This is a genomic window from Alloiococcus otitis ATCC 51267 (assembly GCF_000315445.1).
Taxonomy (GTDB): domain Bacteria; phylum Bacillota; class Bacilli; order Lactobacillales; family Carnobacteriaceae_A; genus Alloiococcus; species Alloiococcus otitis.
In genome coordinates this window covers 561,305-564,073 of the sequence record NZ_JH992957.1, presented here as the reverse complement: position 1 = coordinate 564,073, position 2,769 = coordinate 561,305, and the positions used below count along the sequence as shown (strand labels likewise).

At 38.6% G+C, this 2,769-nt stretch carries 2 protein-coding genes; both read left to right on the top strand.

The window, feature by feature from the left end:
• Positions 1 to 1,597 (top strand): albumin-binding GA domain-containing protein (locus HMPREF9698_RS08935; RefSeq protein ID WP_003777046.1); only part of this gene is annotated, 1,597 nt, incomplete at its 5' end.
• Positions 1,598 to 2,281: 684 nt separating this feature from the next.
• Positions 2,282 to 2,769, top strand: a 488-nt coding sequence (locus HMPREF9698_RS08930; RefSeq protein ID WP_003777045.1) for a DUF5633 domain-containing protein, incomplete at its 3' end; no start/stop codon positions are given.

Here is a 2,769-nt window from a genome sequence, read left to right as displayed (position 1 = left end):
AACAACTGTTCCTAACGAAGAACAAAGTGGTATTGAAGGTGCAACTTCAGTAGATTCTGAACATGACTTCAACGCACCAGAAATTGACTGGAGCGAAGCAGATCAAGCATATGAACGTGAACAAGAACAAAAAGCTCAAGAACTACAAGCAGCAAAAGAAGCAGCTATTGCTGAAGTTCAAACAGCTGGCTTCACAGACGAAAAATATGCTGGTTGGATCAATGCTCAGGAAACAGTTCAAGATGTCAACGCAGTTAAACGTGAAATCTTAACAACTGTTCCTAACGAAGAACAAAGTGGTGTTGAAGGCGAAACTTCAGTAGATTCTGAATATGACTTCAACGCACCAGAAATTGACTGGAGCGGTCTAGAAGAAGCAGTTGCTGAAGAAGAAGCACAAGAAGAAGTTTACACCCTTTACTATTACGGCCAACGAACTCAAAACCAAAACGGTGTCACTACCGTTAAAGCCTCAAGTCCAAGAGAAGCGCTCGAATACTTCCAAAACTACTTGAGTGAAAATGGTTTAGATGCTGGAGACTTCAACTGGCACTATGAAAGTGATGACCGAGTCTTTACCGCTAGCGAAAAAATTGAAGGCGAAGCTTCTGTTGACTCTGAATATGACTTCAATGCACCAGACATTGACTGGAGCGGTCTAGAAGATGCAGTAGCTGAGGAAGAAGCTCAAGAAGAAGTTTACACCTTTTACTACTTTGGTCAACGCACTCAAAACCAAAATGGTGCGACCACTGTTAAAGCATCAAGCCCAAGAGAAGCACTCGAATACTTCCAAAACTTCTTGAGCGAAAGAGGTTTAGATGCTGGAGACTTCAACTGGCACTATGAAAGTGAAGACCGAGTCTTTACCGCTAGCGAAAAAATTGAAGGGGAAGCTTCCGTTGATTCTGAATACGACTTCGTTCGACCAGACTTCGACTGGAGTGGCCTAGAAGAAGCTATTCAAGACGAAGAAAATCAAGAAGCAGTCTACACCTTCGTTTATATCACTCAAAACACCAAAGGCAAAAATGGCGCTACTACTGTCAAAGCATCAAGTCCTGAAGAAGCACTCGAATACTTCCAAAACTGGGCAAAAGAAAATGACCTTGGCGAATTAGACTGGTCTTATGATGAAGATACTAAAACCTTCACCGGAAGAGAAAAATTAGAAGATGACTCTGATGATGATTCTGGTGACACTGGTGAAGAAAAACCTGGTCATGGAGATTCTGACACAGGTGACTCTGACTCAGACGACTCTACTGAAGACGAAACTGAGGAAGAAGGTAAAGAAGGCTCAGATGAAGCAGATGACACTACTTCTGATGACTCTAAAGACCAAAAACCTGGTCAAGTTGCACCAGTTAAACTTGGTAAAGGTTCTGAAGGTCAAGTAGCTACTCCAGTTCAAGACAGCAAACAAGTTTCAGGTCAAAAAGCTCCTGCTGGTCAAGCACAAGCTTCTAACCAGGAAGCTGCTGAAGAGTCTGGCCAAACTCTACCAGATACAGCTACTTCTGCTTGGGCACTAGGCCTACTTGGTCTATCAAGTTTAGCTGGTGGATTGTTCGCTGGTAAAAATAAAGAAGACTAAACCATTTTAAATCTCACTTTGTAAAGTACAATATTGGATTTTGTTGTACAATTCAAAAAAACCGATCCCAAAAATGGGGTCGGTTTTTATATTGTCTCATAAATGTAACACAAATAATTGTTACTATATAAACTCAATCCATGTAAATGATAACAAACATTTTATAAAAAGAATTATTTTTCTATGGAAAAAAGAATATTACCCAGATTGATTAATAATAAATCTGTTAGCATAGTCTATAAGCAAGACTTAACGATAATACTATATCAACAATGTTGGTGATTGATACTAAAGGTTTTTAAGCTTATGTATCATGAACCCATAGTACCTTTATTGTAAACTTATCTCCCAGGTTAAGGACTTGTTTACGACTATTATATTTAATAAATAGTCAATCTTAAGAATTGCATAAAATAACTTTGCTAAATTAGTAGTAATTTAGTATGATGACTATCAGATATATTTCAAAACCATGACAAAGGTAAAGAATATTTACAACTTTGATCGACTATATTTTACATTATTAGCTTGACTTTCCCATCCTAGTAGGCTATATTTTAACCATACCAAGTTGACTTAGTATAAGAGTAATAAGGGCAAAGGGCTAGTAGGTTAAACTTGTCATATGATATTAGTACATATTACTCATTGCTAAGTTAATGGATATAGAAAAGGAGTTTTAATATGGTTGGAAAGAACAATTTTAAAACGTATTTCAAAAAGACAGCCAATAAAAAGCAGCGCTTCACACTTAAGAAATTGAGTGTTGGCCTTGCATCCGTAGCAGTAGGTGCTACTTTATTTTTAGGCAGTGGTGAAGCGGTTTCAGCTGAAGAACCTCCTACTGAAGAAAATGAAGATGTTCCTGCTGAAGATGTTCCTGCTAATGAAAATAAAAATGATGGTCAAATAGATGAAGGTAAAACACCAGGTGAAGGGACATCTGCTAACGGTGGCACAGGTCAAGTATTGCCTGATGCAAACTCTGGCCAGAAAAACGGTGGAGATCAGCAAAGTACAACACAAACTGAACCTAAAGGACTAGCAGAAAACCCTGAAAATGGTTACTTGACTCCAGAAAATGCTAGTGCAGCAGCAGAAAAAGCCTTGGAAACAGATCCAGTTAATAAATCCTTCACAGTAAGCCAAGGGGCAAACGGTCGTTACTTCTA